The organism is Azospira oryzae (genome assembly GCF_004217225.1).
Lineage (GTDB): Bacteria > Pseudomonadota > Gammaproteobacteria > Burkholderiales > Rhodocyclaceae > Azospira > Azospira oryzae.
The window spans coordinates 184,397-198,556 of the sequence record NZ_SHKM01000002.1; the positions used below are offsets into that span (position 1 = coordinate 184,397).

Annotated in this window: 11 protein-coding genes; 7 read left to right on the forward strand and 4 right to left on the reverse strand. The window is 67.2% G+C overall.

Annotated features, from left to right (window positions below; genetic code table 11):
- Window positions 1–9: 9 nt before the first annotated feature.
- Window positions 10–930, reverse strand: a complete 921-nt coding sequence (gene nhaR / locus EV678_RS10050) for a transcriptional activator NhaR (protein WP_130459433.1) — start codon at window positions 928–930, stop codon at window positions 10–12.
- Window positions 931–1,034: 104 nt separating this feature from the next.
- Here nhaR and EV678_RS10055 point away from each other — a divergent pair, with 104 nt between their 5' ends.
- The 6 genes from EV678_RS10055 (at window position 1,035) to EV678_RS10080 (ending at window position 7,550) form a co-directional block, all read left to right on the forward strand.
- Complete coding sequence (locus EV678_RS10055; RefSeq protein WP_014236253.1) at window positions 1,035–1,418, forward strand: HPF/RaiA family ribosome-associated protein; 384 nt, start codon at window positions 1,035–1,037, stop codon at window positions 1,416–1,418.
- Window positions 1,419–1,442: 24 nt separating this feature from the next.
- Window positions 1,443–2,324, forward strand: a complete 882-nt coding sequence (gene htpX / locus EV678_RS10060; protein ID WP_014236252.1) for a protease HtpX — start codon at window positions 1,443–1,445, stop codon at window positions 2,322–2,324.
- A gap of 178 nt (window positions 2,325–2,502) precedes the next feature.
- Complete coding sequence (gene nikR / locus EV678_RS10065; RefSeq protein WP_014236251.1) at window positions 2,503–2,991, forward strand: nickel-responsive transcriptional regulator NikR; 489 nt, start codon at window positions 2,503–2,505, stop codon at window positions 2,989–2,991.
- Between the two features lie 10 nt (window positions 2,992–3,001).
- Window positions 3,002–4,375, forward strand: coding sequence for a sensor histidine kinase (locus EV678_RS10070; protein ID WP_130459434.1), 1,374 nt, complete (start codon window positions 3,002–3,004; stop codon window positions 4,373–4,375).
- A gap of 191 nt (window positions 4,376–4,566) precedes the next feature.
- Window positions 4,567–5,376, forward strand: a complete 810-nt coding sequence (locus EV678_RS10075; protein ID WP_130459435.1) for a HoxN/HupN/NixA family nickel/cobalt transporter — start codon at window positions 4,567–4,569, stop codon at window positions 5,374–5,376.
- 188 nt (window positions 5,377–5,564) lie between these two features.
- Window positions 5,565–7,550 (forward strand): TonB-dependent receptor, encoded by a 1,986-nt coding sequence (locus EV678_RS10080; RefSeq protein WP_235832446.1) that lies wholly within the window; start codon window positions 5,565–5,567, stop codon window positions 7,548–7,550.
- A 606-nt stretch (window positions 7,551–8,156) separates the two neighbouring features.
- Here EV678_RS10080 and EV678_RS10085 read toward each other — a convergent pair.
- From EV678_RS10085 to EV678_RS10095, 3 genes are all read right to left on the reverse strand, one after another.
- Window positions 8,157–9,485 carry a malonyl-CoA decarboxylase gene (locus EV678_RS10085; RefSeq protein ID WP_130459436.1) on the reverse strand — a complete coding sequence of 443 codons (1,329 nt, stop codon included), beginning with the start codon at window positions 9,483–9,485 and terminating at the stop codon, window positions 8,157–8,159.
- 61 nt (window positions 9,486–9,546) lie between these two features.
- Window positions 9,547–10,332, reverse strand: coding sequence for a prolipoprotein diacylglyceryl transferase (gene lgt, locus EV678_RS10090; RefSeq protein ID WP_130459437.1), 786 nt, complete (start codon window positions 10,330–10,332; stop codon window positions 9,547–9,549).
- A 49-nt stretch (window positions 10,333–10,381) separates the two neighbouring features.
- Window positions 10,382–11,995, reverse strand: a complete 1,614-nt coding sequence (locus tag EV678_RS10095) for a methyl-accepting chemotaxis protein (RefSeq protein WP_014236226.1) — start codon at window positions 11,993–11,995, stop codon at window positions 10,382–10,384.
- A gap of 150 nt (window positions 11,996–12,145) precedes the next feature.
- Here EV678_RS10095 and ilvD point away from each other — a divergent pair, with 150 nt between their 5' ends.
- Window positions 12,146–14,005: a dihydroxy-acid dehydratase gene (gene ilvD, locus EV678_RS10100; RefSeq protein WP_130459439.1), complete on the forward strand. Its 1,860-nt coding sequence runs from the start codon at window positions 12,146–12,148 to the stop codon at window positions 14,003–14,005.
- Window positions 14,006–14,160: the final 155 nt, after the last annotated feature.

Below are 14,160 nucleotides of genomic sequence, written 5' to 3' on the forward strand. Positions count from 1 at the left end.
CTTCCAGCCCTATCCCAAAGGCAGCTTCTCCGCCCCCTGGCGGATGGCCTCCACCGCCGGGTGGCGGATCTTGCGCTCGTTGGAGATGGCATAGAACTGCTCCCGCACGTCCTCCATGCCGCCCACCGGGCGGGCGCGGAACTGCTCCTCCAGGGCGTCGGCCAGCAGGGTCGGGGCCGGGAAGAGGCCCAGGCCGGAACGGCCGAAGGTCATCATCAGGGCGCTGTCCTCGAATTCCCCCACCACGTCGGGCCGCAGGTTGCGGGCCGAGAGCCAGGCGTCGATGCGGCCGCGCAGGGCCGTGTCCCGGGTCGGCAGCAAGAGGGGGGCGCCGTTGAGGGAATCGGGGAAGCCGGGGCCGTAGCGCGCCGCCAGCTCCGCCGTGGCGAAAACCCCCATGCGGCACTCCCCCAGGGGATGGCTGTACACCCGCAGATTGGGACGGCTGCCGGCGGGACGGTCGGTGAGCACCACATCCAGCTTGTGCAGGGCCAGGTCGGCCAGCAGTTCGTCGAATTCCCCTTCATGGCAGACCAGGCGCACCGGCTGGGGCAGGTCGATGGCGGCCTGCAGCAGGCGGTAGGCGATGAGCTTGGGCAGGGCGTCGGAAATGCCCACGGTCAGCTTCAGGCTGGCGGCGGCAGACTGGAGCTGCAGGGCCTCCTGCAGCTGCTCGCCGAGGAGGAAAATCTGGTCGGCGTAATGCAGGGCGGTGCGGCCCGCCTCGGTCAGCACCAGGCGCCGCCCCTCCTGGGTGAACAGGGTGGTACCGAGGGACTGTTCCAGTTCCTTCAGCTGGGCGCTGATGGTCTGCACCGCCACCCCCAGGCGCTCGGCGGCGCGACTGATGCCGCCTTCTTTGGCCACCACCCAGAAATAATGGAGATGGCGGTGGTTGAGGCTGGCCGGGGAGGTGTTGGGGGCGCTCATGTTCAGTATTTTACGAAGTAATGATTCGATTCTCTCTGCTTTTTCCTGACGACGAAAGCCCCTAAGCTGCGTTCTCGATTCGCTTTCTGCCACAGGAGGACGCCATGCAACCCACCATCATCGCCCGTCGCATCGACATCGGTGCCGAGATCCGCAGCTACGTCGCCCATCGCCTCGGCTTCGCCCTGGACCGCAGCCGCCATCGCATCCGCGCCGTCACCGTGCGCCTGATGGACCGCAACGGCCACCGCGGCGGCGTGGACAAGCTGTGCCGCATCCAGGTGGAAGTGGACGGCCAGGCCCCGCTGGTGGTCAGCGACGTGGCCGGCGACCTGCGGGCCGCCATCGACGGCGCCGCCCACCGGGCTGCCCAGGCCCTGGCCCGGACCCTGCGGCGCAGCGTCGCCCCCCTGCGCCGCCAGGGCCGTCTGGCCCGCCGCCTGCCCGCCGCCGAAGAGGCGGAGCTCAATCTGCAACCTGCCTTCTGATCCAGTCTTTACCGGAGCAATACCATGAAACGCGTTCTGATCTTCCTTGCCACCAACCTGGCCATCATGGTGGTCCTGGGCCTGGTCATCAACCTGCTGGGCCTCAACCGCTTCCTCACCGCCAACGGCCTCAACCTGCCCATGCTGCTGGGGTTCGCCGCGGTGATGGGCTTCGGCGGCTCCTTCATTTCCTTGTGGCTGTCCAAGCCCATGGCCAAGTGGAGTACCGGCGCCCAGGTCATCGAGCAGCCGCGCAACCCCACCGAAGCCTGGCTGGTGGACACCGTCGCCCGCCTGGCCAAGAACGCCGGCCTGCCCATGCCGGAAGTGGCCATCTACGAGGGCGAGGCCAACGCCTTCGCCACCGGCCCCAGCCGCAACAACTCCCTGGTGGCCGTGTCCACCGGCCTGCTGCAATCCATGAGCAGGGAGGAAGTGGAGGCGGTGCTGGCCCACGAGGTGGCCCACGTGGCCAACGGCGACATGGTGACCCTGACCCTGATCCAGGGCGTGGTGAACACCTTCGTCTTCTTCCTGGCCCGGGTGGTCGGCTATCTGGTGGACAGCTTCCTGCGCAAGGACAACGAGGAATCCTCCGGCCCCGGGCTCGGCTACATGGTGACGGTGGTGGTGTGCGACATCGTCTTCGGCATCCTCGCCTCCATGATCGTCATGTACTTCTCCCGCCAGCGGGAATTCCGGGCCGATGCCGGCGCCGCCCGGCTCATGGGCAACAACCCGCGCCCCATGATGGCGGCCCTGCAGCGCCTCGGTGGCTTGTCCCCCGAGCCCCTGCCGGCCAATATGGCGGCCTCCGGCATCGCCGGCGGCAAGGGCTGGATGAGCCTCTTCTCCAGCCACCCGCCCATCGAGGAGCGCATCGCCGCCCTGCAGCAACGCGGCTGAGCATCGAGGCGCTGCCCATGGCGGCGCACCGCATCCCCAGGCCCGCTCCGGCGGGCCTTTTCTTTTGCGGCAAAGACCCCGGCGCCGCCGTGAAGCCCGGTGCCTTTTGGTAGACTGGCGGGCATTGCGCCGGCCTGCCGCATTCCGCGGCCTTCCGCCCGCCGGCGAGGGAGAACGCATGGAACGCATCACCATTTCCCTGGACGAGGACCTGGCCCGGGAATTCGACGCCCTCATCGCCGCCCGGGGCTACAGCAACCGCTCAGAGGCGGTGCGCGACATCCTCCGCTCCCAGCTGGAAACCTGGCGCCAGGCGCGCAAGGAATCGGACCACTGCGTCGCCAACCTCTCCTACGTCTACAACCACCACGAGCGAGAACTGGCGGAGCGCCTCACTTCCATCCAGCACGACCACCACGACCTCACCGTGTCCACCCTGCACGCCCACCTGGACCACGAGCACTGCATCGAGAGCACCATCCTCAAGGGCCCGACGGAGGACGTGCGGGCCTTCGCCCAGGCCCTCATGGCCGAGCGCGGCGTGCGCCACGGCCAGCTCAACCTGGTCACCGTGGAACTGGACGAGAGCCAGAAGCAGCACAGCCACAAGCACAGCCATGCCCACGGCCACGGCTATCGCCACCTGCACCTGAAGCCCAGCCGCTAGTCCCGCCGCCATGACCGCCAAGCGTCCCGCCCGCCCCCTGCTCGACGGCAGCCTGCTGCCGGAGCCGGCCCAGCTGCTGGAGGGGGTGAACGAGAAGGTGTGGATCGAGGTGATCCAGAAAATGGACGAGGTCTACAACGACCTGCTGCAGTACGAAGTGGCCCTGGAGCAGAACAACGCCGCCCTGGAGGAGTCCCACCGCTTCATCGCCAGCATCCTCGCCTCCATGTCCGACATCCTGGTGGTGTGCGACCGCCACGGCGCCATCGAGGAGGTGAACCCGGCCTTCCAGCGCTACACCGGACGGGACGAGCCGACCCTCAAGGGCACTTCCATCTTCGACCTCTTCGCCGACGACAAGGCCCGGGACAAGGCCCGCAGCTTCTTCGCCAGCCAGAGCCACGACGGCGCCCAGGACGTGGAGCTGCCCCTGCAGGCCGAGGACGGCGGTGCCGTGCCCGTTTCCTTCAACTGGACGCCCCGCCTCTCCGGCACCGGCAAGCTGATCGGCATGGTGGTCACCGGGCGCCCGGTGGGGGAACTGCGCCGGGCCTACCGGGAACTGCGGCAGACCCACGAGGACTTGAAGCGCACCCAGCAGCAGCTGCTGCACTCGGAAAAGATGGCCTCCCTCGGTCGCCTGGTGGCCGGGGTGGCCCATGAACTGAACAACCCCATCAGCTTCGTACTGGGCAATGTACTGGCCCTGAAGCGCTACGCCGGGCGCCTGGAAACCTATCTGGAAGCGGTACACAACCGGGGCTGCGACTGCATCCCGGAACTGGAGGAGCTGCGCAGCGAACTGCGCATCGACCGCATCCTGGAAGACATGTCGCCCCTCATCGACGGCATGATCGAAGGGGCCGAGCGCACCCGGGACATCGTGGACGGCCTCAAGCGCTTCTCCGCCCTGGACCGGGAGGCGGCGGAACGTTTCAACCTGGCCGAGGTAGTGCAGCGGGCGGTGCGCTGGGTGGCCAAGAGCGCCCCGCCCAGCTTTACCGTGCACACTGAGCTGCCGGCGGAGCTGCCCCTGCGGGGCTCCCCGGGGCAGTTGCAGCAGGTGGTGATGAACCTGGTGCAGAACGCCCTGCAGGCCACCGCCGCCCAGCCCGGGGGAGAGTTGCTGATCAGCGGCGAGCTGGGGGACAGGGAACTGCGCCTGACCTTCCACGACAACGGCCCCGGCATTCCCGACGAAGCCCTGGGCCACCTCTTCGACCCCTTCTTCACCACCAAGCCGGTGGGGGAAGGCACGGGCCTGGGCCTTTCCATCTCTTACGGCATCGTCGAACGCCACGGCGGCCGCATCGTCGCCAGCAACCATCCCGAAGGCGGCGCCGTGTTCCGCCTGACCCTGCCCCGGGACCTTCCCGCCGCCTGAAGCCCCCGGCGGCGCCCTGCCGCCGGTACACCTGCATGGCCCCAGTCCGGCCGGCCATGGAGCGGATTGAGTCCGTCGCCCCGGATTTCCCTGCTGCTTTCTGATCCAGGTCAACCCCGATCGTGTGACGGAAAGTTTATTCTTCATACTTTCTTACCTTCTGCCGCCCGCCGGCGGCCCCCTCACGGCCCGTGGATACCCTGCCCGACAATTGGCTCGCCCTCGCTTCCCTGGTGTTGATCCTGGGCATGAAGCACGGCTTCGACGCCGACCACCTGGCCACCATCGACGGCCTCACCCGCTTCAACAGCCGGCGCAACCCGGGCCTGGCGCGCTACTGCGGCACCCTCTTTTCCCTCGGCCACGGCGCCATCGTCGTCGCCATCGCCCTGGCGGTCGGCACCCTGGCGGACGTGTGGCAGGTGCCCGAATGGTTCGAATGGGTGGGCGGCCTCATCTCCATCGCCTTCCTCACCCTGCTCGGCGCCGTGAACCTGCGGGCCGTGCTGGCCGCCGCTCCGGGCGAGATGGTGCGCCCCGCCGGCATCAAGGGCCGCTTCCTCGGCCGCCTCACCGAAGCCGGCCACCCCCTGCTGGTTGCCGCCGTCGGCGCCCTCTTCGCCCTCTCCTTCGACACCCTGTCCCAGGCCGCCCTCTTCGCCTTCACCGCCACCCGCCACGGCGGCTGGGAGCACGCCCTGGGCCTCTCCCTGCTCTTCATGCTGGGCATGCTCATCACCGACGGCATCAACGGCCTGTGGATCTCCCGCCTCATTGCCCGGGCCGACACGGTGGCCCTGGTGGCCTCCCGGGTCATGGGCCTGGTGGTCTCCGCCGTCAGCCTGCTGGTGGCCGCCTTCGGCGCCGCCAAGATGCTTTCCCCCGCAGTGGAAGCCTGGAGCGACGGCAAGGAACTAGCCTTCGGCTTCGCCCTGGTGTGCATCATCGCCGCCAGCTTCCTGCTCGCCCTGCGCCTCGCCCGCCGGCCCCTGCCGGCCTGAACCGCCCGCCCGATCCTGCGCTGTCATCCAACCACCTGCCAATGTCCTCGCACCCGGATATGAAAAATAAAAATATCTTCACACCTGGCCAAAACCATCGCCTCCAGGCAGCAATAAGGACGGCCCTGCTGGCCGGCGCCCTGCCGGGAGCCGCATTGCTATTGCCGCTCCAGGCAGGGGCCGCAGGCATGCCGACCCTGGACGTGATCGAAGTGAAGGCCGGCGCCCAGGACCTGATCGGCGTCGCCGACGCCGCCAGTGTCGGCACGGTGACGGCGAAGCAGCTGGAGAACCGCCCCCTGCTGCGCCCGGCGGAAGTGCTGGAAACCGTGCCCGGCCTCATCGTCACCCAGCACGCCGGCGACGGCAAAGCCAACCAGTACTTCCTGCGCGGCTTCAACCTGGACCACGGCACCGACTTCTCCGTCGCCATCGACGGCATGCCCATCAACCTGCCGACCCATGCCCACGGCCACGGCTACCTGGACCTCAACTTCCTCATCCCCGAGCTGGTGGAGCGCATCCAGTACAAGAAGGGCCCCTACGCCGCCGAGGATGGCGACTTCTCTTCCGCCGGCAGCGCCCGCATCGACTACCGCCGCGCCCTGCCGGAGGACTACGTCAGCATCGGCCTCGGCAGCAACGGCTACCGCCGCCTGCTCACCGCCGCCGACAAGGAGACCGCCGGCGGCGGCCGCTGGCTGGGCGCCGTGGAGGTGTTCCACAACGACGGTCCCTGGGAAGTGCCGGAGCACTACAAGCGCCTCAACGGCGTGCTGCGCTATTCGGAAGGCACGCGCAACAACGGCCACTCGGTGGCCTTCATGGCCTACGACGGCGACTGGACCTCCACCGACCAGCTGGCGCGACGGGCCGTGGACCAGGGCCTGGTGAACCGCTACGGCAGCCTGGACCCCACCGCCGGCGGCAACACCCGGCGCCTCTCCCTCTCCGGCCAGTGGGCACGGCAGGACGGGGCAGTGCAGACCCGGGCCAACGCCTATCTGGTGGACTATCGGCTCAACCTCTTCTCCAACTTCACCTACGCCATGGACGATCCGGTCAACGGTGACCAGTTCGAGCAAGCCGACCGGCGCCGTTACGGCGGCTTCGGCTGGAGCCGCAGCCAGCCGGTGCAGTGGCTGGGTAAGGAAGGGGACTTCACCTGGGGCGTGCAGGGCCGCCAGGACGACATCGACAACGTGGGCCTGTACCGCACCGCCGCCCGCCAGCGCCTGTCCACCGTGCGCAGCGACAGCGTGAACCAGGGCAGCCTGGGCCTCTACGGCCAGTGGGGCGCCCAGTGGACCGACTGGCTGCGCAGCGTCGCCGGCCTGCGCCACGACCGCTACCGCTTCAAGGTGGATTCCAGCCTGGCCGCCAATTCCGGCAAGGAAAACGACGGCATCACCAGCCCCAAGCTGTCCCTCATTTTCGGCCCCTTCGCCAACCAGGAGTTCTATTACAACTGGGGCCAGGGCTTCCACAGCAACGACGCCCGCGGCACCACCATCCGCGTCGATCCCTCCAACCCGGGCGACCCCATGTCCCGGGTGCCGGCCCTGGTCAAATCCCGGGGCCAGGAAATGGGCTGGCGCAGCGCCCCGGCCCCCGGCTGGAACACCAGCGTCGCCCTGTGGCGCCTGGACCTGGATTCAGAACTGCTCTTCGTCGGCGACGCCGGCACCACCGAAGCCGGCCGCCCCAGCCACCGCCAAGGCGTGGAATGGTCCAACTACTGGACGCCCCGGGACTGGCTGACCCTGGATGCGGACATCGCCCTCTCCAAGGCCCGCTTCCGCGACGACAGTAGCGTTGGCAACCACGTCCCCGGCGCCGTAGAACGCACAGCCTCTGTCGGCGTCGCCGTGCACGACCTGGGCCCCTGGCGCGGCGGCCTGCGCCTGCGCTACCTGGGCCCCCGGGCCCTGATCGAAAACAACTCGGTGCGTTCCGGCAGCTCGGTGATGGTCAATCTCAACGTGGGCTACAAGCTGGCCGCCAAAAGCCAATTGACCCTGGAAGTGCTCAACCTGTTCAACCGCAAGGCCAGCGACATCGACTACTACTACGAGTCCCGACTGCGGGGAGAAGCGGCGGCCAAGACATGGGATGTGCACAGCCACCCGGCAGAACCCCGCATCTGGCGCCTGACCTATACCCAGGGATTCTGACACGAAGCAGTAAGGGCCCCGGGGCCTACAGCCCCAGCCCTCAAACGAGCAGCGTCAGCCTTGAGTGCGGCGTGCATGAGATGGCCAATAGCGCTGCCCCCGCCATCGGCTCCCAGATGGCCGGCAAATCATCGCGGGGCGCTGGGCTCCATCCTCGGCGGCAGCGGCAGCCGACGGTGGTAAGCCAAGTTACGCTGGTATCACATCAAGAACAGGAAGATCAGGCAGCTCAATTAATTCCTCTGCCTCAATAGATCGCTCAGACAGTGATAGCAACCAATTCCGCTCTGCCAATGAAGCGAAAGAAACTGCAGGAAAAGCCATAGGCAGTCGCTCTGAATGCTTGAGCAAAACTGCAGTGCGGTGTCGTCCGGAAATGAACTGGGTACTACCGTTTACAACATTGAGCACCGGCGGGAGAAAGCACTTCCTGCCCTGAGCATCTGCGGAAAACCAGTTCGACAAATAGCAATCCTGAATGACCTGAGATTCTCTAAATCCCAGGTCATTCAAATCAAACCTCGTCAGTATGGTGTCCCGTCGAATCCATACGAGACTGTCGCCACCTGAACAAACCAAGCACTTCATTGGAAGCGGGTTTCTCACCTACCCCTTCGCCGCATGTCTCACCGCAGCCACCGCCGCCAGGCGACCTTCGCGGACGAAGGCGTCCACGTTGGCTTCCAGGTCGTCTGGTTCGTACAGGTAGTTCACCATCATGCCGTAGGACTGTTTGAAGCCCTTGGCGGCGGTGTCGGCGAGGAAGTTGAGGCGCTCCACCCGGGCGCCGTTGCCCAGGTGGAAGCGGGCCACCGGATCAAAGGGCTTGTCGCCGGACTTACCGGTGAGCAGGTAGCGGGCGGCCAGACGCACCAGGCCCGGCTCGATGAGCCTCGCCAGACGGGCATCTGCAGCCCATTCGCCCTTGGGCAGCAGGGCCCGCAGGGCATCGGCGTCGGGTTCGATGCCGGCATGCTTGGCGATCTTGGCCAGATCGGGCGCGAAGCAGGCGGCGAACACTTCCGGGTTGCGGTCGGCCCACAGGCGCAGGGTGGGCAGGGGTGAAAGGGTGGCGAAGGTCTTGAGGCGGGGGAAGTCACGCTTGAGGTCATCGATCACCCGCTTCAGCAGGAAGTTGCCGAAGGAGACGCCGCGCAGGCCCACCTGGGTGTTGGAGATGGAATAGAAAATGGCGGTATCGGCCCGGTGCGGGTCGGCGGTGGGGGCGTCCTCGTCCAGCAGGTGTTGCACCGAGTCGGAGAGCTTATTGACCAGGGCCACTTCGACGAAGATGAGGGGCTCCACCGGCATGCGCGGGTGGAAAAAGGCGTAGCAGCGCCGGTCCGAGTCGAGACGGTTCTTCAGGTCCTTCCAGGAGCGGATCTCGTGCACCGCTTCGTACTGGATCAGCTTCTCCAGCAGGGCCGCCGGGGCCTGCCAGGTGAGGCGGGAAATTTCCAGGAAGCCGACGTCGAACCAGGAGGTGAGGCGGTTCTCCAGCTCCCGGTCCAGGGCCTTCAGTTCCGGGTCCTTGTCCAGGAAGCGCAGCAGGTCGGCCCGCAGGTCCACCAGGAATTTCACGCCCTGGGGAATGGCATTGAACTGGGTCAGGATGCGGATGCGGGAAGAACGCATGGCGGCCCGCAAGGCGGCTTCCGCATCCCACTGGGCGGGGCTGCCGACGGCCTGCTGGTAGGCGCTGTGAGCGGTAGCGACGCGCTTGGGATCGGGGCCGAACTCCAGGGCGATGAGGCGCAGGAATTCATGGCGGCCCCCATCGTCCAGACCGAGGTAGGTTTCCGCCAGCTGGGCGGCCCGGGCCCGGGCGGAAACTTCGCCGCCCAGGCTGGCGGCACATTCCTTCAGTTGTTCGCGGATGCGGGCCAGCTGCTTGGCCGGCAGGGCGGTGGCGGCTTTGCTGGGGGCGGTGGCCATGGGGCTTCTCCTTTTTCTTCCGGCGGGGGTGTCCCCGATGGTAGAGAAGCCCCGCGGCAAGTCAAGGCTGGCGCCGGGCCCGCAGCAGGATGAAGACGCCGATGGCGACCATGGGCAGGGACAGCCACTGGCCCATGCTGATGGCGTAGCTGTGGCCGAAGATGCCGGCATCGGGCTCGCGGAAGTATTCGGCGATGAAGCGGAAGGCGCCGTAGCCGATGAGGAAGACGCCGGAGACGGCGCCCGTGGGCCGCGGCCTAGTGGAGTAGAGCCACAGCAGGACGAACAGGCACAGCCCTTCCAGCCCGGCCTGGTAGAGCTGGGAGGGATGGCGCGGCTGGCTGTCCACCTGGGGGAAGATCATGGCCCAGGGCAGGCTGGCGTCGGCCACCCGGCCCCACAGTTCGCCGTTGATGAAATTGCCGATGCGCCCGGCGGCAAGACCCAAGGGCACCAGGGGGGCGATGAAGTCGGTGACGGTGAAGAAGGACTTGCCGTGCTTGCGCCCCCACCAGGCCATGGCCACCAGCACGCCGAGGAAGCCGCCGTGGAAGGACATGCCGCCCTTCCACACCGCCAGGATTTCCGCCGGATTGGCGAAGTAGTAGCCCGGCTCGTAGAACAACACCTGGCCCAGGCGCCCGCCCAGGACCACGCCGAGGACGCCCCAGAAGAGCAGGTCGTCGAGCTGTTCCAGACTCCAGCCGCCGTCGGGCCGGCGCCGGATGCGCTGGCGCCCGAGGAAATAGAAGGCGGCGAAGGCCACCAGGTACATGAGGCCGTACCAGCGCACGGCCAGGGGGCCGAGGGATACGGCGATGGGATCGAACTGGGGATGGATGAGCATGGAAAGACCGGGAGGCGAGGCGTAAGGCCGCAAGCCTAGCAGTATCGGCTCAAACCTTGAAGCGTTCCGCCGTCTGCCGCATCTCCTGGGCCAGGGCCGCCAGATTGCCGGACAACTGGGCGGTGTTCTCCGCGCCCCGGTTGTTTTCCTCGCTCATCTGGGCGATCTGCTCCACGTGGCCGGCGATCTGGTTGCTGGCCTCCCCCTGCTCCCGCAGGGCGCCGGAGATGGCATTCACCTCCTGCTCCACCTCCGCCGCCCCGGCGGTGATGCGGGTCACCGCGCCCCCGGCCGTGTCGGCCAGGGTCACGCCCTGTTCCACCAGGCCCACGGCCTGCTCCATGCCGGAGGAGGCATGGTCCACGCCGGACTGGATGGCGGCGATCTTGGCGGCGATGTCCTGGGTCGCCAGGGCGGTGCGCTCGGCCAGCTTGCGCACTTCGTCGGCCACCACGGCGAAGCCCCGGCCCTGCTCCCCGGCCCGGGCGGCTTCGATGGCGGCGTTGAGGGCCAGCAGATTGGTCTGGTCTGCCACCTCCTTGATCACCTGGACGATGCCGGAAATTTCCTGGGAGGCCACGCCCAGTTCCCGGATGGCGGCGGCCGTCTCCTCGATGCGGCGGGCGATGCCGCCCATGGAGTCCACCGCATTGGCGATGACGCCGCCCCCTTCCCGGGAGGCCTGGCCGGAGGCCTGGGCCAGCTCGAAGGCCCGGCTGGCGTTGTCCGCCACCTGGTTGATGCTCACCGTCAGCTGTTCCACCGTGGCCGCCATGGAGGATGCCGCCTCGGACTGGGCGCCGGAGCCGGCGGAGACCTGGCGCGAGGCCTCGGCCAGGCTGTCGGCGGCAGACGCCACCTGGGCAATGCCGGCCAGCATGGATTGCAGGGCGGCGCGCACCGAAGCGGTAAGGTGGTTCACCGACTGGGCCGTTTCGCCGATTTCATCGTGGCCATGGGCGTCGAGCTGGCGGGTAAAGTCGGCGCTCTGTTCGATGCCCAGCACTTCCTCGCGGATTTTCTGCAGGGGCCGGACGATGGAACCGTAGAGCCAGAAAGCCAGCACCGCACCGAGGGCCAGGGCCACCAGATTGATGCCGATGATCCACATCTGGCCGACCCGGGAAATGGTGCGGGCCTCCTGCTGGGCCTTTTCGGCGCCCTTCACGGTGTAGTCCACGATGGCGTCGATGGTGGGCCGCAGGGCGCGGATGGCCTTGCGCGAATCGCCCTCGAAATAGGCGATGCTCTCGTCCCGCCGCCCTTCCCGGGCCAGGGCCACCATCCGCTCGTGGGTCGCCAGGTAGGCCTCCAGCTTTTCCCGGTAGGCGGCATAGAGGGCTTTTTCTTCGTCGCCATGGATCAGGGACTGGAATGCCTGGTCAAACTTGCGCAAGGCCTCGAGATTCTGGTTGCCGCGCTTTACCGCGTCGTCGATTTCCGCGCTGTTGCGGGCGATCAGCAGCTGGGTCTCCCGGTTGCGGAAGTCCAGGGACTCGGCATTGATGCCGGAAGCGGCCCGGATGCTGGGCTGCCAGACATCGGAAATCTCGGCCAGGGACTGCTCCAGCCGGTCAAAACGATTCAGGCCGACCACCCCGACCAGGGTGATCAGGACCTGCATGGCAACCAGGGAAAACACCAGCTTGCGGGAAATGCGCATGGTCTTTAACTCCATCTTTTGCAGCAGAAACCATTGAAATCCGCCTTTTTCGACGAGCGGTCGCCTGATCATAACATGCTAGTATTTAGGCCCTGATTTTCAGCCGCCCGGACCGGTTCCGGGCAGCCTACGTTGTCTGGAGACCCGACTATGCCCGCCTATCGTTCCCGCACCTCCACCCACGGCCGCAACATGGCCGGCGCCCGCGCCCTGTGGCGCGCCACCGGCATGAAGGACGGCGATTTCGGCAAGCCCATCATTGCCGTGGTGAATTCCTTCACCCAGTTCGTGCCCGGCCACGTGCACCTGAAGGACCTGGGCCAGCTGGTGGCCCGGGAGATCGAGGCGGCCGGCGGCATCGCCAAGGAGTTCAACACCATCGCCATCGACGACGGCATCGCCATGGGCCACGACGGCATGCTCTACAGCCTGCCCTCCCGCGACCTGATCGCCGACTCCGTGGAATACATGGTGAACGCCCACTGCGCCGACGCCATGGTGTGCATCTCCAACTGCGACAAGATCACCCCGGGCATGCTGATGGCCGCCATGCGGGTCAACATCCCCACCATCTTCGTCTCCGGCGGCCCCATGGAAGCCGGCAAGGTGAAGTGGGAAGGCAAGACCATCGCCGTCGATCTGATCGACGCCATGATCAAGGCCGGCGACAGCAACTGCTCCGACGCGGAAGTCGAGGAGTTCGAGCGCTCCGCCTGCCCCACCTGCGGCTCCTGTTCCGGCATGTTCACCGCCAACTCCATGAACTGCCTGACCGAAGCCCTGGGCCTGTCCCTGCCCGGCAACGGCACCCTGGTGGCCACCCACGCCGACCGCAAGGGCCTCTTCCTCGAAGCCGGCCGCCGCATCGTGCGTCTGGCCCAGCGCTGGTACGAAGAGAACGACGCCTCCGTGTTGCCCCGCTCCATCGCCAACCAGAAGGCCTTCGAGAACGCCTTCGCCCTGGACGTGGCCATGGGCGGCTCCACCAACACCGTGCTGCACCTCCTGGCCACCGCCCAGGAAGCCGGTGTCACCTTCACCATGGCAGACATCGACGCCATCTCCCGCAAGGTGCCCTGCCTGTGCAAGGTGGCCCCAGCCACCCAGGATTACCACATTGAGGACGTGCACCGGGCCGGCGGCATCATGGCCATCCTGGGCGAACTCTCCCGCGGCGGCCTGATCCACCGCGACACCCCCACCGTGCACTGCCACACCCTGGGCGAAGCCATCGACACCTACGATGTGCAGCGCGCCGGCTCCCAGCGCACCCTGGAATTCTTCCGCGCCGCCCCCGGCGGCATCCCCACCCAGACCGCCTTCAGCCAGGACCGCCGCTATACCGAGCTGGACCAGGACCGCAGCAACGGCTGCATCCGCAACGTGGCCCACGCCTACAGCAAGGAAGGCGGCCTGGCCGTCCTGCACGGCAACATTGCCCTTGACGGCTGCATCGTCAAGACCGCCGGCGTCGATGAATCCATCTGGAAATTCACCGGCAAGGCCAAGGTCTATGAGAGCCAGGATTCCGCCGTCACCGCCATCCTGGGCGGCGAAGTGGTGGCCGGCGACGTGGTGGTGATCCGCTACGAAGGCCCCAAGGGCGGCCCCGGCATGCAGGAAATGCTCTACCCCACCAGCTACCTGAAGTCCCGCGGCCTGGGCAAGGAATGCGCCCTGCTCACCGACGGCCGCTTCTCCGGCGGCACCTCCGGCCTCTCCATCGGCCACGCTTCCCCGGAAGCGGCCGAGGGCGGCGCCATCGGCCTGGTGCGCACCGGCGACACCATCGAGATCGACATCCCCGGCCGCCGCATCCATCTGGCGGTCTCCGATGCCGAGCTGGAAAAGCGCCGCGCCGAGGAAAACGCCAAGGACGACAAGGCCTGGAAGCCCACGGAAGAACGGGGCCGCGTCGTTTCCAAGGCCCTGCAGGCCTACGCCCTGATGGCCACCTCCGCCGACAAGGGCGCCGTGCGCGACCTGGGCCAGTTGACCAAGTCCAAGTAAGCCCGCCCGCAGCGAGTCCACCGGAACCCGGCCCCAGGCACATGCCCGGGGCCGGGTTTTTCTTTGCCGGGTCCAGGCCGGCAAGACGCTCAACACCTTGATTCTTATAATGGATGGCTGAACTTTTCGCCCTGTTAGCACTCTACTGACGTGAG